Genomic DNA, 24,913 nt, shown 5'->3' with positions numbered 1-24,913 from the left:
TGAGGTGGAGTTCTCCGGTGGTGCCGGGCGGGACCGGCTGCAGAAACCCGTCCAGCACGAAGGCCCGCATGGCCAGGACCGGCGAGCCGATCGGGACCGCCTCCTCGGTCCGGTCCACCCTGTGGTGCGTCGCGTGGATGGCGGTTTCGGTCGGTCCGTACCGGTTGTGCAGCGCGACGTCGAACTTCTCGAAGAGGTGATCCCGCAGGGTCGCCGTCAGCACTTCGCCGCCGCAGAGCACCCTGCGCAGCGACGGGCACCGGCCGCCCTCGACGGCGTCGAGGAATTCCCGCAGCATCGACGGGATGAAATGGCTCAGCGTCACCGATTCGCGCTCGATGGTGCGGGCCAGCCGCACCGGGTCGCGCTCGTCGCCCGGTTCGGCCAGCACCACCGTCGCTCCGTGGGTCAGCGGCCAGAGAATCTCCCATGCCGCGGCGTCGAATCCCAGCGCGGCCTTGTGCAGCACGCGGTCCGCGGCCGTGAGCGGGTCTTCTTCCTGCATTCCCCGGAAGCGGTTGGCCAGCGCGCCGTGGGTGAGCACAGCGGCCTTCGGAACCCCGGTCGTGCCGCTGGTATAGATCAGCAACGCGGCGTGGCCGGGCTGAGGCGGCGGGAAGCCGCCTTCCGGAGCGACCGGCAACGGCTGCCCAAGAACGACGACCGGGACGTCGGTCTCCGGTATCTCGACTTCCGCGGTGCTGAGCAGGACCCGCGCGCCGGCGTCGCCGAGCATGTGGGCGAGCCGTCGCCGCGGGTAGGCGGGGTCGAGGGGAAGATACGCGGCCCCGGCGCGCAGTACCGCCAGCACCGCGGTGACGAACGCGGGTGATCGCGGCACCAGCAACGCCACGACGGTCTCCGGCCCGATCCCGTGGTGGCGGACCAGGTGCGCGGCCAGCGCATCGACATCGGAGGCGAGTTCGCCGTATGCGATGGCGGGGCCGCCGGCGACGAGCGCGGCGTGCTCCGGGCGTGCCCGCGCGGATCTGGCGAACATTTCCGGGACGCTGGGCTGCAGCCGCGGTTCGCCGGTGTCGTTGACTGTTGTCAACGCCCGCTCTCGCTCGCCCGGCAGCAGGATGTCGTGGCGGGCCAGCGGGGCGTCCGGGGCGGAGCCGAGGGACGCGAGGAGCCGGGCCCAGCGTGCCAGCAGCGTCTCGGCCTCGGTTTCGGTGAAGTGATCGGTGCGGTACTTCGCCTGCAGGCGAAGGCGTTTTCCGGGGAACACGGTCAGGCTCAGCGGGTAATGGGTGCTCGTCTGACCCGCGAGCGACCGGATCCGAAGCCCGGATCCGGCGGCGAGGCCGTCCTCGTCGAGCGGGTAGTTCTGGAAGACCACCAGCGTGTCGAACAGGTCGCGGCGCCCGGCAAGGCGCTGGATCTCGGGAAGGCCGAGGTGCTGGTGGGGCAGCAGCTCGGCCTGGGTGCGCTGGAGGTCGGCGAACAGCTCCGGCGCGGTCGCCGCCGGCGCGGCGCGGATCCGGGTGGGCAGAGTGGTGATGAACAGCCCAACCATGTCCGCTGCCCCGGGGAGGCCGGCCGGACGGTCGGCCGACGTCGTGCCGAACACGACGTCGGAGCGGCCGGTCAGCCGGGCCAGCAGGATTCCCCACGCGCCCCGGCACACGGTGCCCAGGGTGACCCCGGCGGACCGGGCGAGCCGGATCAGCGCCTCGGTGGCCGGTTCGTCGAGGGCGAGTTCGTGTTCGCGGACCTCGGGCGCGGTGCCCGGGCTGGCCGCTGGCGCGAGCAAGGTCGGTTCGAGATCGCGGACGGCCTCGTTCCACGCCTCCCGGGCGGCGGCGCCGTCCTGCTTTCCGAGCCACGCGAAGTACTCACGGTAGGGAACGAGCCGCGGCAGCCCCGCCGGCGGCTCCCCGGCGTACAACCGGAACAGCTCTCGCAGCAGGATGGCCAGCGACCACCCGTCGTAGAGCAGATGGTGGTTGGTGAGCACGACCACGTGATGGTCGCCGGAACACCGGATGAGGGTCAGCCTCAGCAGCGGCGGCTTTGCGAGGTCGAAGCGCCGCGCCCGGTCCTCGGCGAGCACCTGCCGGATCGCGGCCTCCCGGGCGTCCGCGTCGAGCTCGCGAAGATCGTGTTCCGCCCACGGCAGCGTTGCTTCGGCAGCGATGACCTGCACGGGCTCGCGGACGGTTTCGTGCACGAAGCCCGCTCGCAGCGTGTCGTGCCGGTCGAGCAGGGCTTGGCCCGCGGCGCGCAGCCGGGCGGCATCCAGCCGGCCGTCGAGACCGAGGACGATCTGGAACGCGTACAGGTCCGGACCGGACGTGTCGTACAGGCTGTGGAACAGCATTCCCTGCTGAGTCGAGGTGAGCGGCAGGATGTCGGCGACCCTTGCCGTCGTCATTCGGTGGCCCTCCACAGCTCGCGGACGCGGTCGAGTTCGTTCTGGGTGATTCCGGCGTGCGTGAAGTCCGCGGGAGTGCGGGCGTCGGCTCCATCGGTGGCTTCGGCGGCGGCACGCAGGCCGTCGAGTGCGTCGAACCACCGGGTGGCCAGCGCGCGGACTGTTTCCTCGGGGACCGCTTCGGCTGCCCATTGCCAGTGCGCGTGCAGCTCACTGCCTTCGCAGCCGTCCGCGACGTAGCAGTCGAGCTCGACCGCGTGGGCCAGCGGCATGTCCGCGTCGGCGTGAGCACGCAGCGCCCCAAATCCCGGCAGTGGCTGCCAATCCCCGTCGCGGCTCGGGAACCGGCCGAGGTAGTTGAACGCGAATCGCGGACCCGGGTGCCCGGCCAGGCTCGCTCCCGCTGGCCCGCCGAGGTACTTCAGCCTGCCGAAACCCCGGCCGTGCCCGGGGATCTCCCGCAGCTGCCGCTTGACCCGGCGCACGACGTCGAGGGCGGCAGGGCCGCCGGAAAGCGCGTCGGCGAGGTCGGCTCCGGGAAGGGCCAACCGGACAGGGTGGAGCGTCGTGAACCAGCCCAAGGTGCGGTTCAGGTCGGCGCCGTCCTCGTCCCTCCCGTGATGTTCGAGGTCGAGGGTCACGGTGTCGTCGTCGGAGGTGTCGAGGATGGCGAGCGCGAACGCGGTGACGAAGAGGTCGGCGGCGTCTGCGGCCAGCCGAGCGGACGCGGTGGTGAGCAGCGGGGCGGTGCGCTCCCGAGGGAGGAGGCGACTCAGCCGCCCCGCGGTTGCGGTGGTGTCGCGGCCGGGGACGAGCGGTTCGCCCGTTGTGCCGAGCATCGCCCGCCACAGCGGGAGTTCGCGTGCCCGGGCGTTCGAAGAAGCGTCGGTCGCGACCCGGTTCGACCATTCCCGCAAGGACGTGCCGACGGGGGCGAGCATCGGCTCGCAGTCGGCGCTCGCCGCTTCCCACGCCGACTCCAGGTCGTCCCGTAGGATCCGCCAAGACACGCCGTCGACGGCGAGGTGGTGCACCATCAGGAGCACCGCGCCGCGGCCGGAGCCGGCGTCGAACCACACCGCCCGGAGCAGCACGCCTTCGGCGGGAGAGAGTTCCGCGCGGGCTGCCGCGGTTTCCCGTTCGACAAGGGCCGCGAATGCCCGCTCGTCGGAGCTGTCCGATGCGTCGACCCGGCGGACCGTGTCCGCGGGGAGGTACCCGGGCGCGGCGACCACCACGTCCGGGCCGTTCAGGCGCAAGCGCAGCGCGTCGTGGTGGCGCACCAGGGCGCCGAGCACGGCAGTGAGCCGCTGAGTGGTCAGCCCGGCCGGCGCGCGGAGCACGACGGACTGCGCGAACCCGTCGATCGGGCCGCCCCGTTCGCGCAACCAGCACAGGATGGGCCAGGGCTGGACGCGGCCGACGCCGCTCGACGGAGCAGGCGCGGGCTCGGCGGACGCGGTGGCGACGTCGGCGAGCACGGCGATCGTGCGGTGCCGGAACAGATCGGTGGGGGTGCAGGAGATGCCCGCGGCCCTGGCCCGGGAGCTGACCTGGATGGCGAGGACGCTGTCTCCGCCTGCCTCGAAGAAATCCTTGTCCACGCCGATCTCCGGGACGCCGAGCACGTCGGCGAAGATCTCGGCCAGGATTTTCTCGCGCGGCGTTCGGGGAATGGCGCCACCGGTCCCGGCCGCGTCCGGTGCCGGCAGGGCCGCGCGATCGAGCTTTCCGTTGCGGTTGAGCGGCATTACGTCGAGCGGCACGTACACCGCAGGCAACTGGTAGTCGGGAAGCTGCGCGGAGAGGTGGGCGCGCAGCTCGTCGGCCGTACGGGCCGCGCCGTCCTCGAAAACGACGTACGCGACCAGCCGAGGATCCCCTTCGCCGTCCTGCCGGGCCACGACCGCTGCCCTGGCCACGCCGGGGCAGCCCGCGAGGACCGCATCGATCTCGCCGAGTTCGATGCGAAAACCGCGGATCTTGACCTGGTGGTCGGCTCGGCCGAGGAACACCAGCCGTCCTGCGGAGTCCCATCGGACGACATCGCCGGTGCGGTACATCCGCTCGCCCGCCGGCCCGAACGGATCCGCCACGAAACGGCTCGCGGTGAGTCCCTGCCGCGCGAGGTATCCGCGAGCGAGCCCAGCGCCGCCGAGGTACAGCTCGCCTGCCGCACCGCGCGGGGCGAGCCGCAGGCAGGAGTCGAGCACATAGGCCCGGCGGTTCGCGATCGGCCTGCCGATCGGCGGATCGCCTTCCGCGCCGTCGTCCCGCCAGAGCGTGGAGTAGACGGTGACCTCGGTCGGGCCGTAGATGTTCCCGATCCGGACGCCTGGCAGGCGTTCGCGGACGTCCGCCACTGCCCGCGCGGGCAGGGCCTCGCCACCGAACACGATGATGCCCGGGCGGGGCCCGGTCGGGGCGGCGAGCACGCCCGCGAGCGAAGAGGGAACCCCGGCCAGGATCGAACCGGCCCAGCCGGCGTGTTCGCGTTCGGTCATCGCGAGCATGTTCGGGACGATCTCGACCGACCCGCCTGCGGCGAGCGCCGGGAACACCTCGAAGAACGACAGGTCGAAGTTGAGCGACGTGGCCGCAAGGGACCGCTGCCATGCGGCGGAGCCGAACTCCTCGATCGCGGACTCGACGAGATCGGCGGCCGCCCCGTGCGGGACGACGACGCACTTCGGGCGGCCGGTCGAGCCCGACGTGTAGATGACGTAGGCGGGATGGTCGGGCCGCAGCGCGGCGACCCGGTCGGCGTCGGTCAGGACGTCGCCGGCCGCGTCCGCCAGCCGGGCCCGGGTGTCCGGGTCGTCGAGCACCAGGAGGGGTGTCCCGTCCGGGACCGTCGGGGCCAGCTCGGCGGTCGTGACGACGATCGCGGGCCGGGCGTCCTCGATGATGAACGCGGTCCGTGCCGCGGGGTAGGCGGGATCGAGCGACAGGTAGGCCGCGCCGCACTTCAGCGCGGCCAGTGCCGCGGTCACCAGGGATTCGTCGCGGTCGAGGCGGATGCCCACGAAGGACTCCGGTCCGGCGCCGTGGGCGGCCAGGAGCCGCGCGAGCCGGTTCGCGTCCTGGTCGAGCCGCCCATGGGACAGGACCCGGCCGGCGCAGCGCACCGCCGCGGCTTCCGGAGTACGCGCCGCGGCCGCTGCCGCCATGACAGGCAGGAGCGACCTGCCGGCCGAGCGTCGCGGCCCGGTCCCCAGGCCGAGGAGTGTGCGGGCTTCCGCATCGCCGACCACCGGCAGGCGCGCGACCGCCCGTCCGGTGCCCGGGCGGGCGAACTCGCCGAGGAAGCGGACGATGCGGTCCGCGTGCTCGTCCAGCGCTGCGGGGTCGAGCACCTCGGGGTGAGCGTCGAAGTAGAACTCCAGCCCGGAATCGTCGCCGCGGTGGAAGACGGTGATCGACAGGTCGTCCACCGCGCCGGTGGCCAGGTTCCGCATCTCGGCGGGTCCGTTGCCGAAGTCGACGTTCCACGGGAACGGGATGATGTTGAGCAGCGGCCCGAAGAACCGGCGGCGGTCGGCGGGCCAGCCGAGTTCCGCGTAGAGGTTCTCGCCGCGGAAACGCTGGTGGCGCAGAACGCCGTTGAGCTCCGCCGAGGTGCTCGCCAGCACGGCGGCGGCGGGCTGCCGCGGATCGACGGCAACCCGGAACGGCAGGATGTTCGACATCATCCCGGGGATTTCGCGCAGCGCCCTCGCCGGGCGCCCGGAGACGGGAAGCCCGAGCACGGCCTCCCCGGTCCCGCCGCGCGTGGCGAACCACGTAGCCACCGCCGCGGTGAGCACGACCGGCCACCGGGAGCCGTGTTCGGCGGCGAACTCGCGGAGCTCGGCGAAACCGGCCGCGGACACGGTGCGTTCGGTGCGGTGGAAGTCCGCCCGTACTGCCGACGGCCGCCGCCCCAGGTCGACCGGGGCCGGCAGGTCGGCGTAGCGGTCGAGCCAGTAGCGGCGATCCCGTTCGGCGGCGGGCGAACCGTCGTAGGCGCGCTGGGCGGCGAGAAGGCCTTCGAGCGGCGGCAGGGGAGTGCCCGTGTCCGCACCCGCACGCAGGCCGCGGTAGATCCGGGCGGTGCGCTGCGCGAGCAGCGCGAAACTGAGGCCGTCGGCGAGCGCGTGGTTGATGCGCTGGTACCAGAAGTGCCGGTGCGGCCCCAGTTTCAGCAGAGCCTCGGTGAAGAGGCGGCCCGGCGTCCAGTCGACCGGGCGGTGCAGGTCGCGCCGCATCCACTCGCGCGCGGCGGCTTCCGGGTCGGCGGCCCCGGACAGGTCGGCGGTCTCCGGCGACCAGTCCGCCAGTTCGGTGATGGCTTGGCGGGCGCTGTCCGGCGCGAACGCCAGGCGCAGGCACTCGGCTTCGCCGACCATGGTGCGCAGCGCCCGCACGAACGCGTCGTGGTCGAGTTCGCCGCGGATGTCGGCGTACTCGGCGCAGTTGTAGAACGGGTCGCCGGGCTCCAGCTGTTGCGCGCGGAACACGCCCATCTGGCCGGCCAGCAACGGCATGGCCTCAGTGTGGTCCGGCCCGCGCGTGCGCATTCGTTGAACCTCCCCCGAGCGGTTCTGTGCGTCGCTTTGTTCGCAGAACTCCCCTTAACCCGGTCCGCCGGAGAAGACGGTGACCTGGGTGCCGACGCGCAATACGACCGCAAATCGTCGTGGTCGCTGACCAATGCTCCGCCACCATAGCAACGTCGTCCGTGGGTGACAATCCCGAATATACGCCTCGCATACATCGCGCAATTGTGCTCGCCGGCGTTCCTTGACGGCTGTTCCCGCCGGTGTCTATGGTCGGTTCGCCGGCGTCGCGTTCAGGGGAGAGCCAAGGTCGCGCCGGGTAGGGGGAATCTTGGTGGCTCTGTTGTCTTTCGAACAGCAGCAATTGTGGGTGCACTACCTGCTCGACAGGCGTTCCGCCAGCTACAACATCCCGCTCGCGATCCGGCTCGCCGGTGCCGTCGACGTCGGCGCATTCCCGGCCGCCCTGCACGATGTCGTTGTGCGACACCAGATTCTGCGGACTTTGTACCGCCATACCGGTGACGGTCCGGAGCCGGTTCTGCTCACCGCCGACGCGGCCAGAAACCGAACATTCGAGACTTTCGAGGTGTGCGGCGCAAAGCCGGGAGCGTCACTCGACGATGCGCTGCGCGAGTTCATCTCCCGGCCATTTGATCTTGTCTCCGAAATGCCGGTCCGGGCCCGTTTATTTCGCCTTTCCGCGACCGCTCATGTCTTCGTTGTGGTGTTTCACCACATCGCAGCGGACGGCTGGTCGATGACGCCGTTCGCGCGCGATTTTTCGCGCGCGTACGCGGCCAGGCGGGACGGGGGAGAGCCGGCCTGGACACCGCTGCCGGTGCATTATCCGGACTACGCCCGGTGGCAGCGGGAGCTGCTCGGCGACCCCGCCGATCCCCAGTCGCTCGCAGGAACGCAACTGGCGTTCTGGGCGGACTTCCTCCGGGACGCGCCCGCGGAACTGCCGTTGCCGTTTGACCGACCGCGGCCGCGGATTCCGTTGTTCCGCGGCGGAAGCACGACGTTTTGGTTGCCCGTCGACGTGCACGCCGGGCTCATGCGCGCAGGCTCCGAAAACCGTGCCGGGCTGTTCATGGTGCTGCACGCCGCGGTCGCGTGGCTGCTCCACCGGTTCGGCGCTGGCGAGGACGTCGTCGTCGGCGTGCCGGTCGCGAACCGGCCCGAGGAGCAGCTCGCGGACTCCATCGGCTTCTTCGTCAACACGCTGGTGCTGCGGACGAAGCTCCCGGATTCCGGTGCCTTCGCCGACTTCCTGCGCTCCGTAGCGGCCGCCGACCTCGCCGCGTTCGACCACCAGGATGTCCCGTTCGAGCTGGTCGTCGAACGGGTCAACCCGCCGCGCTCGGCGGCCCGCCACCCGCTGTTCCAGGTGATGCTGACCTTCGACACGGAAACAGGCCCGGCAGGCGGCGACTGGGCACTCCCCGGCGCGACCGTCGCGGACGAGCCGGTCGACCACGGCGTCGCGAAGTTCGACCTCCTGTTCTCGTTCGCCGACCGGCGCGGTCCGGGCGGTGCCCCGGCCGGCGTCGAATGCCGGATCGGGTACGACGTCGCCTTGTTCGACGAGGAGTCGGCCCGGCGGCTCGCCGCAGGACTGCAACGGATCCTGGCCGCGGTCGCGTCGCGGCCGTCGGCACCGCTGTCCGGGCTTGCGGTGCTGACCGGAGAAGACCGCGCGGCGCTGCTGGCAAAGGGCGCCGGCCCGGAGCGCCGGATCCCCGAAACCACGGTCACCGGCCTGATCGACGCACAGGCCGCGCGTACCCCGGACGCACTCGCACTCGCCGACGAGGACGGCCGGGAAGTCAGTTATGCCGAGCTGGTTGCGGCATCCGGCCGGCTGGCCCGGCAACTGCTCGCCGAAGGTGTGCGAGGGGGCGAAGTCGTCGCGGTCGCCGTGCCCCGCTCGGCGCGACTGGTGGTCGCGTTGCTCGCGGTCATGCGGATTGGCGCCGCGTATGTGCCGCTTGACCCGGATTTGCCGGCAGACCGGTTGCGCCACATGGCGGCGGAGACCAGCGCGCGCGTTGCACTGGTGACCGCCGAGACAGCCGGTGTCGTGCCCGGCGGCCTAGCCGAGCTCATGGTGTCCGACGAAACGACCGAGGCCGGACCCGCCGGGCCGCCAGCGATCGCGGTTCCGCCCGGACAACCCGCGTACGTCCTCTACACGTCCGGTTCGACCGGCCTCCCCAAGGGAGCCGCCGTGTCCCACCGTGCTGTGGTGAACCGTCTCTTGTGGACACAGCGGCAGTACGGGCTCACCAGCGCGGACCGGGTCCTGCAGAAGACTCCGGCCACATTCGACGTGTCGGTGTGGGAGTTCTTCTGGCCGCTGGTCGCCGGCGCGACCCTGGTACTGGCTGCCCCGGAAGGGCACCGCGACCCGGTGGCACTGGCCGAGGTGATCACCCGGCGCCAGATCACCGTCGCCCACTTCGTGCCGTCCATGCTGGACGCCTTCGCGGCGAGTCCCGACGCGGCCCAGTGCTCGTCCCTCCGGCTGGTGATCTGCAGCGGCGAAGCCCTGGATCCCGCACTCGCCGCGCGCACCCGGCGGTCGCTGCCCGGTGCGGCCCTGCACAACCTGTACGGGCCGACCGAAGCGGCTGTCGACGTCACTTTCCACGAGCACCGGCCGGCGTCGGACACCCGGTCCGTCCCCATTGGCCGGGCCATCGACAACACCCGCACGTTCGTGCTTGACCGGTACCTGCAGCCCGTGCCGGCGGGCGTGCCGGGAGAGCTGTACCTCGCGGGCGACTGCCTTGCGCAGGGGTATCACGCCCGGCCCGGCCTGACTGCCGAACGGTTCGTCGGCTGCCCGTTCGGGCCGTCGGGCGCGCGGATGTACCGGACCGGCGACCTGGTCCGGTTCCTGCCGGACGGCGAGCTCGATTTCCTCGGCAGGGCCGACCGGCAGGTGAAGTTGCGCGGGTTCCGCGTCGAACCCGGTGAGATCGAGGCGGTGCTTGCCGCGCACCCCGCGGTGGGGCGCGCGGTCGTCGCGATCGCCGGTGCGGGCGGCCCGCGAGAGCGGCTGGTCGCGCACGTCACGGTCGACCCCGCACAGGCGCCGCTGCTGGCGCGAGTAGTCGCGCTGCGGGCCAGGCAGCTGCCCGGCGGGCTCGGCCTGTGGGAACCTGGTGAAGACGTGGCGCTGGTCGGTCCCAGTGCCGCGGAAGCGGAGTTCCTGCATCGCGAAACGCTGGACGACGGCGGCTACCTGCGGCACGGCGTCCGGCTGCCCGACGACGCCGTGGTGCTCGACGCAGGAGCGAACATCGGGACGTTCGCCGTCGACGTGGCCGCGCGGTGCCGTCGACCCACGGTGTACGCGTTCGAACCGATGCCCGAGGTGTTCGCCGCGCTCGAGGCCAACGCCCGGCTGCACGGCCTCGATGCGCGTCTGTTCCGCTCGGCGCTCGGCGAAAAGCCCGAGGACGAGGCGGAGTTCACGTACTACCCGCACGCGTCGATCCTCTCCGGGCGCCACGCCGACGCCGAAACCGAACGCGGGCTGATGCGGACCTACGTCGCGAACGTGCTGCGACGGGCGGGCGTCGACGACGTCGAGGCGGAAGTGCGCGCGGACCGCCTCGAGTCGGTCACCGTGACCGCGCCGGTCGTGACGATCTCGGGGATGCTGCGCGCGAACGGGATCGAACGGGTCGACCTGCTGAAGATCGACGTCGAGAAGAGCGAGCTGGAAGTCCTCGCCGGAGTCGAAGACGCGGATTGGGCGCGCATCGACCAGGTGGTCGCGGAAGTGTCGGGAGCGGCGGAGGCCGAGCAGGCCGCAGCGTTGCTTCGGCGGCACGGCTTCGCGGTCGAGGTCACCGAGGATCGGGAGCTTTCCGGCTCCGGGTTGCGGCTGGTGCACGCGGTCCACCCGGTGCGAGTCCGGCGTGCCGGTACCCCGCCGGAGTCGCCGAGCGCACCGCGCACCGTACGAGCCCTTGTGCGGGAACTCCGGATGCGGCTCGCCGCGGCGCTGCCGGCCTACATGGTGCCCGCGGAGATCGTCCCGCATCCCAGCTTGCCGTTGACCTCCAGCGGCAAGCTGGACCATCGCGCGCTGGCTGCGGCGGCGGAGCCACGTCTGGTCGGCCGGGTGCCTCGGGGTCACGAGGAAACCGTGCTGTGCGAACTCTTCGCCGACGTACTGGGACTTGACGAGGTGTCGGCGGACGACGACTTCTTCGCCCTCGGCGGGCATTCCCTCACCGGCACGATGCTCATCACGAGGATCCGGGACCGGCTCCGCGCGGAGGTGTCGCTGGGCGATCTCTTCGACCGGCCGACCCCAGCGGGACTGGCCACGCGGCTGAGGCCGATCGAGGCACCGCGTCCCGCGCTGCGCCGCCGCGCCCGCCGATAGCGGACAGCGCCCGACGCCTGCGCGGAGTTGCCTTCTTCCGGAACGCTACGGACTGACTCTGGCCGAAGTTCTGCCGAGAAACCTGAGCAGCGTCCCGCCCGAGATTATCGGATGATCGGGCGCGAACGAGAAATCGTTCGCCTTCCAGCGGTTTGCGATTCAGTTTTCGAGAACACTTGGCTCCCATTTCGGGGTTGCTGCTGCTCTTGCCAACGGGCGAACGTCCCGCAATCCTGGGCAGACAGAGTTCCTGTGCAGGATTGGCGCCTGTTCATTCGTGCGGGTCGGAACGGTATTTCGGCAGTGCGGAAGCGCTTGACCGTCGGCCGGGCGGCACCGATATCCTGGTTCCGGGGAATGCGGTCAACCGGAGCGCCGGCTGACGGCACCGAGCGAAATATCCGAGGGGGCAATGGAAATGACCGAGAACATCCATCGGCAGGCCACCGTCGTCGGAAAGGCGGCGCGAACGAGGTTGAACGGGCACGAGCCGCTGGTGATCTGGCTGACCGGCCTTTCCGGTGCGGGCAAGTCGACGATTGCCAACCTCCTCGAGGAACGGCTGCACGAATGGGGAATGCACACCTACCTGCTGGACGGGGACAATGTGCGCGCGGGGTTGAACGGCGATCTCGGGTTCGGGGACGCCGATCGGCGGGAAAACGTCCGGCGCGTCGCGCACGCCGCGACGTTGATGGTGGACGCGGGTCTCGTCGTGGTCGTTTCGCTCATTTCTCCGTTCGCCGCGGATCGGGAACTGGCCCGCGGACTGGTCGGCGACGGCGAGTTCTGCGAGGTCTTCGTCGACGCCCCGCTGCCGGTCGCGGAAGCACGTGATCCCAAGGGCTTGTACCGGAAAGCCCGGCGCGGCGAGCTGAAGAACTTCACCGGCATCGACTCGCCGTACGAACGACCGCGGAATCCCGACGTCCACGTCGACACAAGCGTGCTTTCAGCCGGGGAAGCCGCTGACGCGATCCTGGCCTGGCTGCCGGTAACGGCAGGAAAACCAGGCTAGCCGGGCGGAGCCTGGCGCGTTCGCCACCTCGTCGAGCGCCCTGCCGACGTTCACGCCCCTGGGGCTCGGCCAGCACTGTTTCGCGCGCAATCTTGTCCCCGATGCCGGCGGTCGGCTGCCGGATATATCCAATATCGACGGCTTTGCCGAGTCGACCGCAACGGGCCTTTGGCAGCGAAACGAGGACGTGTCTCCAGGGGAAGAAGCCTTCACAACCAGCCGTACTGGTTTCTGAACCGACAGGCTGCATTCCCCGGTTCAATTCACGGACCAGTTGTACGGATGACCGGCGCAATTCGGCCAGAGATGCGCCCAGCTGCGGGGCTGCCGTCATCGGTGCCCCCGGGGATGCGTCGGCATCGCCCGCGCCGCGCCACGCCGGTGGGTGATCCGGCGTGGCACGGGCACCGTAGGCCGCCTTGGGCGCGCGGAGCTGCGACATCCGGCCTTGGCGAGTTTCCAGCGGTCGGGGGAGTGACGAGAGGATCGGAGGTGCTATTTCTTCACAAAGCTCGTCTTCCGGCGGGCCATCTTTACCCGGTCAGAGGTTCTGCGACCGCGGCGTAGCAAGTGTAATGGTCGTACGGTCGCCGTTGTCCGCTTTGCGGACGCTTCGGCCGAACTGGGTGGCTCGTGGGGGAATGGTTGTCGTATCGGGGGTCAGGGCAGCGCGCGACGGCGGAAACGGCTCTTTTGTGCTGTGAAATCCGCCGGATCAGGAGCAGTACCGCTCCCTGCCGCGCAGGGCTCCACCGGGTCAGGACGCGAGCACGACTGCGGGCGGCACCGGTTCCCAGGACGGCGGCCGCACTGCGATGGGGAGGGGATGGCATGGCAGGACAGGATTACGTGCCGGTGACCGGGACGTCCGGTTTTCCGTCCGAGCGGGCGTTGTCCGCGAAACCGGACGTGGTCATGATCGCGGTGGCCGACCTCCTCGCCGCCGATTCGCCGCGGACCGGCGGCGTCGACGCGGCGCACGTCCGTAACCTGGCGGAATCGGCGACTGAACTGCCGCCGATCATCGTGCACCGGGCCACGATGCGGGTCATCGACGGGATACACCGGCTCCGGGCCGTGATCATGCGAGGCGGCGACCGGATCGCGGCCCAGTTCTTCGACGGCTCCGCGGAAGAAGCCTTCGTCGTGGCCGTGCACCGGAACTCGGTGCACGGCCTGCCGTTGTCGAACGCCGATCGCGCGGCCGCCGCCGGGCGCATTCTCCGGTCGCACCCGCAGTGGTCCGACCGGAGGATCGCGAAGATCGCGGGTCTCTCCGACAAGACGGTCGGGGCGATCCGCCGACGGCTGCCCGTGGACGTCCCCGTCCAGCGGATCGGCCGGGACGGCCGGAGGCGGCCGGTCAGCCCGCGGGCCGGCCGCCTCCGGGCCGGGGAACTGCTGGCCCGTCGTCCGGACGCGCCGTTGAGCGAGGTCGCGGCCCAGGCGGGAATCGCGCTGAGCACGGCGCGGGATGTCCGACGGCGGCTGAGGGCAGGCGAAGGGCCGATCCCGGCGAAGCAGCAGCGGGTCGCGAAACCGAGCGCGCCCGGTCCCGCCGGCGACGAGGCCGCACCGGTCTCCGTGCCGATTTCGGCACCGGTCTCGGCAGCGGTCGCCGTGCCGGTGAAGAAAGTGCCCGGCGAGGTTCTCCCGGACCTCCGCGAGCTGGCGCGGGATCCGGCGCTGCGCGCGACGGTCGAGGGCCGGGCCGTGCTCCGGCTGCTGAGCCTGCACACGCAGACCTCGGTCCATTGGGAGCGGCTGATCGTCCGGCTGCCGCCCTATTCGCGGACGGCGGTGGCGCGGCTGGCCCGGCACTGCGCCAGCACCTGGGACGCCATGGCCCGCCGGCTCGAAGGCAATCGCGCCGCGGACCGGTTGTGAGGACGGGGCGGCCGATTTGTGCTAGAAACGAAGAAGGTGCATTACCTGCGCGTTTAATCGATTGCGGACGTGAGTATCCGGATCGGAAACCGGGTTGGTTCAGTCGTCAAGAAAACGCGTCGTGGGGGGAATTTCGCGTGAGGCAGATCGTGTCCAGTCAGCTGTCCGTGTGTGACCATTCGGAAGGAGGGACGCTATTCCGGATTTCGGGAGGAGTGGCACTGTCTCGGGGAGGCCGCACTACGCCGGTCGACTCGGCTATGGTGCGCGGGCTGTTCGCCGCGCTCCTGCTGGAGCGGGGCCAGTACGTTACGAAGGAGCGGCTGGTCGAGTCGCTGTGGGATGACCCGCCCCGCTCGGCGCTGGACAATCTGCGAGGGTGCGTGTGGCGGCTCCGCCGGATGCTGGCGTCCGTCGACCCCGTCGTGGCGGACAGGTTGACCACTATCGCCGGGGCCCGCGGCGGCTACGCACTGGCCGTGTGCCCTGGCCAGGTCGACGTGTTGCGGTTCGCCGAACTGGCGGAAGAGGCGAGTGTTCGGCTCCGGACAGGTGACATCGCCGAAGCGGGAGCCGGGTTCGCCAGCGCGCTCGAGCTCTGGCGGGGACCCGCCGGGCAGGGCTGCGCCGCCTCCCGGGTGCTGCAGGCCCGGTTCCGCGCGCTCGAACAGCTCCAGTTGACCGTCCGCGAGCGGCTGGTGCACGTGAAGCTGCTGCAGGGTGCGTCCGCCGAAGTGATCCCGGAACTGCGCGGCCTGGTCGGCACGGCGCCATACCGGGAAACGTCGTGGGCGTTGCTGATGCGGGCGTGTTACCTCGCGGGCGACCTCGCCGGCGCGCTGACGACGTGGCGGCACGCCACCGAGGCGCTCGCCGAGGAATTCGGCCTGGATCCGTCGGACAGTTTCCGCGACCTGCACGCGTCGATCCTGAACCGGGACGAGGACGGGGTGCGCAACAGCGTCCTGCAGGCCTAGGCGCGGGTCGGCGGAAGCGCTCGGGACTGCTGGCAGCCCCGTCGCCGAGAGCGTGAGGCAAGGACAGGACACAAAGGACTCCAGAGGTGCAGCGGTTCCTGGACAGGTCCGCTGCGCATCCGGAGTCCTTCGCCCGTCGGCACGACAGGCCGTCACAGGTCGCCTCGACCCGGGACACCACGCCCAGGTGCCACTCAGCCAGGAACGGGCTCGCCGAGCAACCGCATCCCTGGTGCGCAGGCGGAGGCCAGCGCGACTTGCCGGTCTGGGGGAAGGCGGCCGGCAGCGCCCGTGCGAGCCTCGTCGAGAACGTCGTCGGCGGCGTCGAGCCAGCCGGGATCCGTCTCGACGCAGAGGAAACCGCTCAGCCGGGCGAGTTCGTCCCGCGGCCGGGCGATCAAGTCCTCGTAGCGCAGGGTCGCGAGCCGGTCCGGCGGGAGATCGGCCAGCGCGGGCAGCCCCGCCGAAACCATGGCCGACCACATCCGCCCGAACACCTCGACCGGAATGTCCCGGTCGAGCCCGAAAGCGTTTTCGAATCCGGCGGTGCACAAGAGCGCCAGATCCGCGGGCAGTTGTTTGACGTGTTCCGGGGTGAGCTCGCGAAAATGGGAGATGCCGGCGAGATCGAGGATTTCCGTGGCGAACGCCGCGGTGCGATATCCGCCGTGTTTGCTCATCGAAAGCGCGCAATCCGGCCCGTATCGGTACATGTGGATGAATTTCGCTTCCGGAAATGCCGCGCGCAGGGCGCTCGTCCACTCGAGCGAGTGCCCCGAGCGCTCGACGACGACCCGTCGCCCGAGGCGCGTGGCGAGCAGGTCGAACAGCGCCGTGTGGTGGCCGGCGGCCGTCCGTGCGGGCCAGCCGGGGACGATCTCCGCGAGTTCGTCGAACAGGCCGTCGGCGTCCTCGGTCAGGTGCGGAAGGGCCATCAGCGCGATCGCGGGAATGCCGCCGTCCTGCGCGGAGAACCGGCCGGGACGGCGGGGGTAGAGGAACTCCGGCAGCGGCGCGCCCCGCCGGATCATCTCGTCGAACACGGGATGGGGATCCGCGAGCAGCCGCCAGTACTCCGCACCGGACACCTCCCCTGCGGGCAGGGCGGTGAGGCCGCCGAGGGAGACGAACAGCTCGTTGAGGCTGAGGACGCCGGGATGGCGGTTCAGGATGCGGGAGAGCACCGTGGATCCGGTCCGGCCGGTGCCCACCACGAACGCGACGGGCCGGTTCATCGCACCTCCTGCACCGGGCGGGTGTCGCCGGCCGGTGCGGCGGCGAGTTCCCGCAGCAGTTCGTCGAGCCGGCCGAGCGCGTCCGCGAACGGCGCGGGCGCGCCGACGTTCTGCTCCCCGGTCGTCATGCTGTATCCCGCCACGGGCGGGAGGACGGCGACGTTCGGCCGGTCGTGGAGCGCCTCGACGTGCTTCCGGTAGGCGCGCCCGTCGACTCCGCCGGGCGGCAGCGAGGGGACGAGCACGATCGGCGCCGTCGTGCACTGCAGCGAGAGCAGCAGCGGGGAATCGGACAGCCCGAGGGCCAGCCGCCCGGTGAAGTGCAGAGTCGCCGGGTAGACGATCACCGCTTCGGCCCACCGGCCCAACTCCACGTGCGGAGCGGCGGTGTACGGCTCGTCGGACCACTCGTCGAGCCCGGATTCCGCACCGGTGACCAAGTTGACCGTGGTCTCGGTTACGAACCGCAGCGCTTGCCGGGTCAGCAGGACCCGGGTCCGGGCGTTCGGGCAGTGGTATCGCAAGCGCAGCACCGCTTCGGGCAGCGCGGTGACGGCGGGTGCGCCCGTGCCGGCCAGCAGCACCCGCTTCCCGTCCACGTCGGCGTATCCGGTCATGCCGCACGCTCCTGTGCGCCGGCGGGCTCCAGCCACAGCACCGACGGGGCGTTCGCGGGATCGAGCAGCCGCATCAGGGTGAGGCAGACTCCGGCCCGGCCCAGCAACAGACCGGGAACGTTGCCGCCGGTGACGCGCCCGAACAGGGGGCCGCCGGAAGCCAGCGACTTCACCAGCGCCTCGGCCCGCTGCTTCCGCCGCGGCCGCCAGTTCTCGGCGGCGGGACCGAGTGCGGAAAGCACCGGCTCCGCGAGGGTGAACAGCTCGAGGCTCCCCGACTCTCCGTGGCAGAGGCAGTGGTTGCCCAGCGGGCCCGCCTCCGCGGTCGCGGCGAGCGCTGCCTCCGCCTCGGCGAGGTAGCGCGGGTCCGGCACCCGCCGATGGGCCAGCAGGCGCGCCATGCCGATCCCCGTCGAGCCGTGGCACCACAGCGTAGGGTGCTCCTGCACGATGCCCGTGAGGTCCGTGAAACCCCGCAGGTCCTGCCACGCGTTCTTGCCGGGGATGCGCAGGCTCATGTCGTGTTCGAGCGCCTCGACGCCGAGCCGGCGCACGCGGTCGTCGTCCAGCACGTGCGCCGCTTCGAGCAGTGCCCAGCCGATCCCGGCCGACCCGTGGGACATCCCGCCGAGCGGCGGCCCGTCGTCCCGGCTCCAGCCGCGCCCGGTTCCGGTGTCCACCGCGGACGCGGCCAGCCGTTCCGCGCAGATCGCGACGATGTCGGCGAGAATCGGCATGCGGTAGCGGTCGTGCAGGCCGGCGGCGACGACGGCGCAGCCGGCGAGGCCGGCGACGAGATCGGCCGCATTCTCCTGCCGGGCGCAGTCCCGCAGGTGGGGCAAGGCCGACTCGAGCAGTTCGAGGTACTCCGGGTCGCCGGTCAGGCGGTGCAGATGGGACACCGCGTAGATCGTCCCGGACAGGCCGGCATAGGCGCCGACGCGGAAGAGGTCGCTTCCGGAGGCGCGGCGGCGGAGTTCTTCGACCACCGGCCGCATGCTCCGGCGGCTCACATCCGCGAACCGCTCGTCCTGGTAGAGCTCGGCCGCGTAGCCGAAGGTCAGCGCGAGCCCGGCCAGTCCGTCGTAGAAGCTGGTGTTGAGCGGCTGGAAGCTCAGCGAGCCGTCGCGGATCCCGTCCGTGCCGATACCGATCCAGGCGCAGTCGTCGTCGCCGAGGATGGCCTCGTCCGCGAGCCGGTCGAGGGTGCGCCGGGTCAGTGCGTCCAGGCCGGGTTCGGGGGCGTCGTCCGCCGGTCCAGCCGACGGCGCCGGGGCGGTGCCGCCCAGCGTGTCGAGCGCGTCCCGCAGGATCGCCAGCTGCGTGGCCCGGTGGTCCGGGCCCAGCATCGCCAGTTTGCGCTGCAGCGTCAGGCCGCTCGGTTCGGTGAAGAAGTCTTCGGCCACGATCTCGCCGCCCTGGAACAGCGCGGTCGACCCTGGCTTGGTGTGGAAGGCGGGGATGTCGGCCCGCAGCAGCTGACGGCGCTCGGCCTCGATCACCGGGACCAGGTCGTCGCGCGCGGTCGCGGCGGTCCACAGTTTCTCTAGCAGCTGCTCGGTGGCCAGGCCGTTGCGCAGGTAGTCGGGGTGGAACCGCTCCATGCGGAACAGGTCGTAGCGCCGGGTCGCCCTGGCCAGGAAGCGGACCTCGATGTCGCCTGCCGATCGCAGGAGCGCGGCGAACCGCTCGCGGGACGAAGCTATGGCGTCGTAGCCGTCGAGGAAGCCGCCGACGACCTCACCGGTGTACCGGGCCGGATCTGCGGCCCGTCCGTCGACCACTGGCCGGTTCCGGGCGGGCTTAGTTTCCTTGCGCACGCCGACGATGTGCATCTCGTCGGTGAAGGGGGCCGCGACGGACGGGATGGGTCGCGGGGTCAGCTGGGGAGCGCCGCCGCCGATCGCGCTGACGTCGATGCCTGGCGTGACGCCGTCTCCGAAGGTGCGCAGCGGCACCACAAGGGTCGCGAGCACGCTCTGCGCGAGGAAGTCGAGGGCTCGTTCGTTGGCCTTCGCGGACGAGAGATGCCGGACGGAGGTGTGCTGCAGGATCGTCTCGAGGTCGACGGGCACGGGGGAGTCGCCGACGGCGATGACGTTGGTCATGTGGATGTCGACCGCGCCCAGGACGTGCAGGACGGCCAGCATCGCGCCGATGTGGACGTAGAAGCGGGATACGTCCGGCTCGCCGTCGCACGGCTCGTGTTCGAGGAACTCGCACCAGCCGTAGCCGGGCCTGGCCAGGACCCGCATGCTCTTGACATTCAGGCCGGTCAGCTCGTTGAGCAGGTCGAGTGCCTCGGCGTAGGTCCGCTCCGGGTCGACCGGCCGAGGCTTGTGGACCAGCGCCGAGCTGTCCTCGAATTCGAAGCAGGACACGGACCGCCCGTGGTTGTGCGGGTCTCCGAGACCGCTGCGGACACCGGTCACCACGACGCGGTCCGACAGCAGCAGCCCCCGGCGCCGGAGCTCGGGAAGATCGGCCGCCAGCCGGGTCAGCGTCTCGACAGTGTTCGCCAGCCAGTCGGTGCCGTGCTGGACCATCGCGCGCGCGAGGACCGGGTATTCGGTGAAGAACTGCGTGCGGTAGCTGACCTGCCGAAGCACGACTTCGTCGTAGTACGCGTAGCGCTCCTCGGGCGTTTCCCCCGTCAGCAGGCCGCCGTCCCGGGCGACGTTGAGTTCGAGGATCAACGTCCGGTGGGCGATCTCGAGAAGGCCGGTCGCCAGGCCGTCGACAAGGGTTTCGTGGGCGTGCTCGGTGAGCGCTACCCGATCGAGCGAATCCTGGCTCTCCCAATCTCGCAGCTGATCTGCGTAATGAGAGATGAATACGTCGAGAAGGCCGGAAAAAAGGAGTTTTTCGTAGGTATCGCCGTAAAGTGTCGTGACGGGATCGCGACCGCCCGCAGGTTTTCGCTCAGCCGACAGAATGGTGTCGAGTTCCGAGACCCACGCGGTGGCGGCACTCGCGGCCGAAAACGGTTTGCCGGCGACAATCGCGGCGAAGGCGTCACGGGAAATCCCGGCGAAGGCGAGCCGCTGGGCCATCGTCGACTCGTCGAGGTACGCGGATTCACGCCATTCGTCGACGGCGGCCAGATCCGCGGCGGTCGGTGCGCCGGTCCCGGCGACGTGCCGTTCTCGCAGGAATGCCGCGTGGTCCGCGCGGTAGCGGGTTGTGCCCATTGCCTCCGGGTCCTTTCGGCCGTGGCGTGCGGGCGGGCCGTATTCCGGCCCGCCCGCACGCGTCGAACACCCTCGCGGGTCGCCCTGCGACTACGTCAGCAGTTGCACTCCCAGGTCAGGGTGCAGATGTAGCCGCTGCTGGACAGCGCCGCCGTGCGCGCCTCGGCCAGGTCCTCCTGGCCCAGCTCGCCGAAGCCAAGGCCGGCCGGGTGCGAGCCGCTTTCGTGGGCGGCGGACTTCCAGTCGTTGATGCTCTGCGTCGGCATGCCGACTCCCTCCATGTGGAATGTTTTTTCCCGATTCCGTGCGGCGGGTAGATTCCGTCGCACGGATCGAAACTAACAACGAGGGCGTGCCCGGCCGGTGTGGCCGGCGTTGGCGGCTCGTATAGCCGCCGTATATCCGCTGGTGAATTGACCGCGCGCAACGATGACGATCACGCTGAGGGAATTCTCAGGTACGGATCGGTACGTTTCCGCGCATGGAGGAGTCTTTCTCGCGGAATCGGGCGCTGCGCCGGGAATCGGTGCGCACGGCCGGGGTAACCAAGGTCTACGGCCAGGGAGGAGCGGAGGTACATGCGCTGAGGGGGGTCGACGTCGGATTCGGCGCCGGCGAATTCACCGCGATCATGGGGCCCTCGGGTTCCGGCAAGTCCACGTTGCTGCATTGTCTTGCCGGTCTGGACGCGGTGACTTCGGGGGCGGTCTGGCTGGGGGACATCGAGATCACCGCGCTGACCGACCGGGAGCTGACCAAGCTCCGGCGCGAGCACATCGGATTCATCTTCCAGAGCTTCAACCTGCTGCCGACGCTGACCGCGCGCGAGAACATCCTCCTGCCGCTGGAGATCGCGGGCCGCCGCCCCGACCCGCGGCTCGTCGAACGGGTCGTGGAGCGCGTGCGGCTCGCCGACCGCCTTGGGCACCGGCCGAGCGAACTGTCCGGCGGGCAGCAGCAGCGCGTCGCCGTCGCCCGCGCCCTGGTGAGCCGGCCGGAGGTGATCTTCGCCGACGAACCGACAGGCAACCTCGATTCGAACTCCGGAACCGACCTGCTGGAGTTCCTGCGGGTCTCGGTCGACGAATTCGGCCAGACGATCATCATGGTCACCCACGACCCGCACGCGGCCTCGTACGCGGACCGGGTGGTGTTCGTGCGGGACGGGCAGTTCGTGCACGAGCTGGACCGGCCGACCGCGGACACCGTCCTGGACACGATGAAGAAGTTGGAGGGCTGAGCCGGATGCTGAAGCTCACCCTCGCCGGACTGCGCGCGCACAGGAGAAGGCTGCTTCTGGCCGCGCTCGCGACGCTGCTCGGGACCGCCTTCGTCGCCGGCACTCTGGTGCTCAGCGACACCCTGCGTACCAACACCGACCGCACCGTCGCCGGCAACGCGGACAAGGCCGACGTCGCCGTGGTGGCGGACAACCAGCTGCGGAAGCTGGACCAGGCCGCGGTCGACCGGGTCGCCGCGATCGCCAGCGTCCGGCAGGTGCAGGGCCTCGTCATCGGCGACATCACCGTGCTCGACCGCAACGGCCGCCCCGTCCGGGATCAGCCGATGGGCTTCTCGGTCACTATGCGGACAACGGCGGTGCAGGGCCGGTTGCCCGCCGGGGACGGCGAGGCCGTTCTGGCCGAGCAGACCGCGAAGACGCTCGCGTCCGGCGTCGGGGATACGATCACGCTCGTCGACCACGCCACCGGCGAGCCGCACTCGGTGCGGGTCAGCGGGCTGAGCAGCGTTACGGGGCAGGGAATTCTCGCCCTGCGCGGCGGGATCGGCTTCACCGCGCCGGTCGCGCGGCAGCTGACCGGCCAGACCGGCTTCTCCGAGATGTACGTCAAGGGCGGCGACCCGCAGGGCCTCAAGGCGAAGGTGGCCGCGGCTGTCGGCAGCGGTCCGTACGAGGTGTTCTCGGGGCAGGAGTTCGCCGAACGGCAGGCAGCGGGCAGCGGCATCGACCCGGTGGTCCTGCGCAGCGGCCTGGTGATGTTCGCCTTGATCGCTTTGTTCGTGGCGATGTTCGTCATCTACAACACGTTCAGCATCCTGGTCGCCCAGCGCACCCGGGAACTGGCGCTGGCGCGGTGTGTCGGCGCTTCGCGGGGTCAGGTGTTCGGTGGCGTGCTGGCGGAGTCCGCCGTCGTGGGGCTCGGCGCGGCGGTGGCCGGGCTGCTGGCCGGGATTGGGGCCGGCTACCTCGCGTTGCCCGTGATGAGTGCGTTCGGGACGCCGATTTCGCCTGATTCGTTCACCGTGACGCCGACGACGGTGGTGCTCAGCGTGCTGGCCGGGCTGCTCGCGACCGTGGCGGCGGCGTTGCTTCCGGCGGCCGCCGCGACGCGCGTCCCGCCGGTCGCCGCGCTGCGGTTCCAAGCGGAACCGCGCCCCGAGCGGCTCAACCGGGCCCGGGCGGCAGTGGCAGCGCTCTTGTGCGCCGCAGGCGTCGCCAGCACCGCGGGCGGGCTGGCGAGCAACGGCAAGACCTATCCGCTCGTGCTTGTCGCGTTCGGCGGGCTGTTGTTCTTCGCGGGCGTCATCCTGTTCGGTCCGGTGATCGTCCGCGTTTTCGGGGGCATGGTCGGGCTTCCGATCCGCCGCACGCTGGGCGTGCCGGGCAGGCTCGCGGTCGCGAACGCGATGCGGAACCCGAAACGCGCGGCCACGACGGTGCTCGCCCTCATCATCGGGATCACCTTGACCACCGGGGTCTCGGTAATCACCAGCTCGCTCGAGTCGTCGGTCGGAGTGGGGGTCGGCGAAGCCCTGCCTGCCGACTACGTCATCACGCCGCCGGGCACCGATTCCTCAGTGACCCTGCCGCGGTCGATCGGCGACAGCCTGCGCGGCCACGACGGAGTCACGGAGTTCACCCGGGTCCGCGAAGCCCCGGTCGCGGTCAAGGGCGCGACGTCGATGCTGAGCACGATGGAGGGCGCCATCGCCCCGGGCGTGGTGCAGGGCTCGCTGGACGGCTTCGGCCCCGGGCAGGTGGCGTTGCGCCCCGAACGGGCCAGCGAGCTCGGCGTCGGGGTCGGCGGAACGGTGTCGATGACAGTGGCGGGCCGCCCGGTGGAGGCGAAGGTGGTCGCGCTCGTGACCGGCAACGTCGTGCCGCGGACCCTGGTCGTGCCGGGCTGGTTCGACGAGTTGTTCCCGCGGCGGGGCGACACCAGCCTGCTCGTGGGGTTCGCTCCCGGTACCGCGCCGGACGCGTCCCGGGCGGTCGTCGACGAGGCGACTGCTGCGGTGCCGACTGCGAAGATCGTGGCGACCACCGATGCCAAGAACCGGCTCGAAGCCTCTCTGAACCAGGTGACCGCGCTGATCACGGGCCTGCTGGCGCTCGCAGTGCTGATCTCGCTGATCGGCATCGCGAACACCATGACGCTGTCCGTGCTGGAACGTTCCCGCGAGTCGGCCATGCTGCGGGCGTTCGGCCTCACCAAGCGGCACCTGCGGTTGATGCTGACGACCGAGGCGGTCATCTTCGGGATCGTCGGCGGGATCGTCGGCGTGCTGCTCGGGTGCGGCTTCGGCTTGGCCGCGGCCAGGGTCATCAACGACGACATCGTGCTGAGCCTGCCCTACGGGCGGATCGCGCTGATCTTGGCCGGCGCGGCGGTCGCGGGTGTCGTGGCCGCCCTCCTCCCGCTGCGGCAGGCCGCGAAGACCTCGGTGGTCGAGGCGCTGGCCGCACAGTGAAAAGGTGTCCGCCGGGGCGCTCCCGGCGGACACCTGCCCCTCGCGGCTGAACGTCGAGTGCGGAACTTCCGCACTCGACGTTCAGCGGCCGTAGCGGCGGTTCCGTCGCGCGTAGCTGCGCAGCGCCCGGAGGAAGTCGACTTCGCGGAAGGCGGGCCAGAAGGTGTCGCAGAAATACAGTTCGGAGTAGGCGCTCTGCCAGACCAGGAAGTTGGAAAGGCGTTGTTCCCCGCTGGTGCGGATGACCAGGTCGGGGTCGGGTTGCCCGGCGGTGTAGAGGTGCCGCGAGACGTCCTCCATGGTGATGGTGTCGGCGAGTTCGTCCAGCGTCCCGGCGGCGGCGTGTTCGGTGAGCAGGGCGCGCAGCGCGTCGACGACCTCCTGGCGGCCGCCGTAGCCGATGGCCAGCGTGATGTGGTGGCCGGTGTCGCAGTCGCGGGTCACTTCGACCGCGTTCTTCAGTGCGTGCGCGGTGGTGTCCGGCAGGGCGTCGAGACTGCCCGCGACATGGACCTGCCAGCCGGCGTCGGGCTGGGCGAGTTTGTCGGTGATGACCTGCTCGATCAGGTGCATCAGGTAGGACACTTCGGCGTCGTCGCGGCGCGCGAGGTTCTCGGTCGAGCACAGGTAGATCGTCACGTGCTTCACACCGGCGCGTTCGCACCAGGACAGCACGGTTTCGACGTGTTCGGCGCCTCGCTTGTGGCCGATGCTGAGATCGGTCATGCCCATCTGACGTGCCCAGCGGCGGTTGCCGTCCATGATGATCCCGATGTGCCCCGGCAATTCGGCGCCCACGAGCTGCTTTCGCAACCGGTGCGTGTAAATCCCGTAGATCATTCGCTGGACCAGACTGGGCAGCACGAGAAGCACTCCGTTCGCCGTTGTGTCGCGCGGGTTCTCGGCGATCCTATCCGATCTCGTTCCCTGTTGCGGGCGCGGTTCCTCGTT

General features: G+C 70.7%; 13 protein-coding genes. 6 read left to right on the top strand and 7 right to left on the bottom strand.

Features of this window, described 5'->3' with window-relative positions; genetic code table 11:
* Both ACFORO_RS44715 and ACFORO_RS44710 read right to left on the bottom strand, forming a co-directional pair.
* Positions 1 to 2,377: condensation domain-containing protein (locus ACFORO_RS44715; protein WP_377896771.1), on the bottom strand; the 2,377-nt coding region annotated here is incomplete at its 3' end.
* Entirely contained in the window at positions 2,374 to 6,936 is a 4,563-nt protein-coding gene (locus tag ACFORO_RS44710) for an amino acid adenylation domain-containing protein (RefSeq protein ID WP_377872550.1), read from the bottom strand. The genes ACFORO_RS44715 and ACFORO_RS44710, both read right to left, overlap by 4 nt.
* A gap of 313 nt (positions 6,937 to 7,249) precedes the next feature.
* Here ACFORO_RS44710 and ACFORO_RS44705 point away from each other — a divergent pair, with 313 nt between their 5' ends.
* The 4 genes from ACFORO_RS44705 (at position 7,250) to ACFORO_RS44690 (ending at position 15,205) form a co-directional block, all read left to right on the top strand.
* Positions 7,250 to 11,323, top strand: coding sequence for an amino acid adenylation domain-containing protein (locus ACFORO_RS44705; RefSeq protein ID WP_377872549.1), 4,074 nt, complete (start codon positions 7,250 to 7,252; stop codon positions 11,321 to 11,323).
* Between the two features lie 418 nt (positions 11,324 to 11,741).
* A complete protein-coding gene (gene cysC, locus ACFORO_RS44700) occupies positions 11,742 to 12,341 on the top strand; it encodes an adenylyl-sulfate kinase (RefSeq protein WP_377872548.1) in 600 nt (199 codons plus the stop codon).
* Between the two features lie 831 nt (positions 12,342 to 13,172).
* The gene (locus ACFORO_RS44695; protein WP_377896769.1) at positions 13,173 to 14,228 is read left to right on the top strand and encodes a ParB N-terminal domain-containing protein; all 1,056 of its coding nucleotides are present in this window, start codon (positions 13,173 to 13,175) and stop codon (positions 14,226 to 14,228) included.
* 215 nt (positions 14,229 to 14,443) lie between these two features.
* Positions 14,444 to 15,205 carry an AfsR/SARP family transcriptional regulator gene (locus ACFORO_RS44690; protein ID WP_377872545.1) on the top strand — a complete coding sequence of 254 codons (762 nt, stop codon included), beginning with the start codon at positions 14,444 to 14,446 and terminating at the stop codon, positions 15,203 to 15,205.
* A gap of 194 nt (positions 15,206 to 15,399) precedes the next feature.
* On the opposite strand, the gene ACFORO_RS44685 is transcribed toward ACFORO_RS44690, so the two are convergent.
* The 4 genes from ACFORO_RS44685 to ACFORO_RS44670 form a co-directional block, all read right to left on the bottom strand.
* Positions 15,400 to 16,440 (bottom strand): sulfotransferase family protein, encoded by a 1,041-nt coding sequence (locus ACFORO_RS44685; RefSeq protein ID WP_377872543.1) that lies wholly within the window; start codon positions 16,438 to 16,440, stop codon positions 15,400 to 15,402.
* Complete coding sequence (locus tag ACFORO_RS44680; protein ID WP_377872542.1) at positions 16,437 to 17,057, bottom strand: flavoprotein; 621 nt, start codon at positions 17,055 to 17,057, stop codon at positions 16,437 to 16,439. Before ACFORO_RS44680 ends, ACFORO_RS44685 begins: the two co-directional genes overlap by 4 nt.
* Entirely contained in the window at positions 17,054 to 20,248 is a 3,195-nt protein-coding gene (locus ACFORO_RS44675; protein ID WP_377872541.1) for a type 2 lanthipeptide synthetase LanM family protein, read from the bottom strand. Before ACFORO_RS44675 ends, ACFORO_RS44680 begins: the two co-directional genes overlap by 4 nt.
* A gap of 95 nt (positions 20,249 to 20,343) precedes the next feature.
* Positions 20,344 to 20,514 (bottom strand): hypothetical protein, encoded by a 171-nt coding sequence (locus ACFORO_RS44670; protein ID WP_377872539.1) that lies wholly within the window; start codon positions 20,512 to 20,514, stop codon positions 20,344 to 20,346.
* A gap of 215 nt (positions 20,515 to 20,729) precedes the next feature.
* On the opposite strand from ACFORO_RS44670, the gene ACFORO_RS44665 reads away from it, so the two are divergent.
* Positions 20,730 to 21,488, top strand: coding sequence for an ABC transporter ATP-binding protein (locus ACFORO_RS44665; RefSeq protein ID WP_377872538.1), 759 nt, complete (start codon positions 20,730 to 20,732; stop codon positions 21,486 to 21,488).
* A 5-nt stretch (positions 21,489 to 21,493) separates the two neighbouring features.
* On the top strand, positions 21,494 to 23,962 hold the full coding sequence (locus ACFORO_RS44660) for an ABC transporter permease (RefSeq protein WP_377896768.1): 2,469 nt from the start codon (positions 21,494 to 21,496) through the stop codon (positions 23,960 to 23,962).
* 81 nt (positions 23,963 to 24,043) lie between these two features.
* Here the strand turns inward: ACFORO_RS44660 and uppS are convergent, their stop codons facing one another.
* Entirely contained in the window at positions 24,044 to 24,802 is a 759-nt protein-coding gene (gene uppS, locus ACFORO_RS44655) for a polyprenyl diphosphate synthase (protein WP_377872560.1), read from the bottom strand.
* Between the last annotated feature and the right edge of the window lie 111 nt (positions 24,803 to 24,913).

Source organism: Amycolatopsis halotolerans (assembly GCF_042647905.1).
Taxonomy (GTDB): domain Bacteria; phylum Actinomycetota; class Actinomycetes; order Mycobacteriales; family Pseudonocardiaceae; genus Amycolatopsis; species Amycolatopsis halotolerans.
This window is presented reverse-complemented; position numbering and strand designations above follow the sequence as displayed.

Excerpts from the sequence above, each read along its gene's own strand:
- ACFORO_RS44695 (WP_377896769.1), top strand. The coding sequence starts at position 13,173 with ATGGCAGGACAGGATTACGTGCCGGTGACCGGGACGTCCGGTTTTCCG.
- ACFORO_RS44710 (WP_377872550.1), bottom strand. The coding sequence starts at position 6,936 with ATGCGCACGCGCGGGCCGGACCACACTGAGGCCATGCCGTTGCTGGCC.
- uppS (WP_377872560.1), bottom strand. The coding sequence starts at position 24,802 with ATGATCTACGGGATTTACACGCACCGGTTGCGAAAGCAGCTCGTGGGC.
- ACFORO_RS44660 (WP_377896768.1), top strand. The coding sequence starts at position 21,494 with ATGCTGAAGCTCACCCTCGCCGGACTGCGCGCGCACAGGAGAAGGCTG.
- ACFORO_RS44680 (WP_377872542.1), bottom strand. The coding sequence starts at position 17,057 with ATGACCGGATACGCCGACGTGGACGGGAAGCGGGTGCTGCTGGCCGGC.
- ACFORO_RS44665 (WP_377872538.1), top strand. The coding sequence starts at position 20,730 with ATGGAGGAGTCTTTCTCGCGGAATCGGGCGCTGCGCCGGGAATCGGTG.
- cysC (WP_377872548.1), top strand. The coding sequence starts at position 11,742 with ATGACCGAGAACATCCATCGGCAGGCCACCGTCGTCGGAAAGGCGGCG.
- ACFORO_RS44675 (WP_377872541.1), bottom strand. The coding sequence starts at position 20,248 with ATGGGCACAACCCGCTACCGCGCGGACCACGCGGCATTCCTGCGAGAA.
- ACFORO_RS44685 (WP_377872543.1), bottom strand. The coding sequence starts at position 16,440 with ATGAACCGGCCCGTCGCGTTCGTGGTGGGCACCGGCCGGACCGGATCC.
- ACFORO_RS44670 (WP_377872539.1), bottom strand. The coding sequence starts at position 20,514 with ATGCCGACGCAGAGCATCAACGACTGGAAGTCCGCCGCCCACGAAAGC.